The sequence below is a fragment of the Bacillus cereus group sp. MYBK227-1 genome (assembly GCF_051916325.1).
Lineage (GTDB): Bacteria > Bacillota > Bacilli > Bacillales > Bacillaceae_G > Bacillus_A > Bacillus_A cereus.
Genome location: NZ_JBQAGK010000031.1, coordinates 1 through 631, shown reverse-complemented (window position 1 = coordinate 631; position 631 = coordinate 1). Strand labels below are relative to the sequence as shown.

Here is a 631-nt window from a genome sequence, read left to right as displayed (position 1 = left end):
GTTGATATTAGTACGATTACTGCTGATACAGAGGAAGAGTTGGAAGAAAAGATTGTGGATAAGGCGTTTAACGAATTATATCGCCGTTATAATGCTTCTCGAAATCTACTATCGAAAGCAAAAATTAATGTAGAAATGTTAACGAAAGATAAATTAATAGAACTTTTATATGTAGCATTTAACCGTCGGAAAGCTGTAAAAGCTCGTTTCCAGGACTTAATTGAAAATGAGAATTTCTCCCTCTATTCAACAGGGGAAACAAATGAAAGAAAACTAGAGTTAATGAAGAAAGTGCTAGCAGAAGAAAAGGCAGAAAAATCAAATAACGGGGTGGCGTAAACATGAAGTTGTTCGGAAGAAAGAAAAAGGAAAAGAAAAAAATAGAAGCAGAAGAGAGGGACGAATTGGAGCTAGAGGAGGAAGAGTTGGAAGAAGAGGAAGTACCGACGCAATTAGACAATCAAACAACAGTGTTTGATGTTATTGCCCCAGAAGGAATGAAAATTGATGCAGAAGATTATGGGGTTATTAAACAATCTTTAGGAAGTAATACGTTCTTCCGTCCGTTTTATATTCCACGTGATGGATATCCACGTATGATGCAAACGAATTGGCTGAACATGTTAACTTC

General features: G+C 36.1%; 2 pseudogenes. Both read left to right on the top strand.

The features are described 5' to 3' along the window. Positions 1-339, top strand: a pseudogene (locus ACTFRM_RS31200) (hypothetical protein); the annotation flags it as partial. 2 nt (positions 340-341) lie between these two features. Further along, a pseudogene (locus ACTFRM_RS31195) lies at positions 342-631 on the top strand (hypothetical protein); the annotation flags it as partial.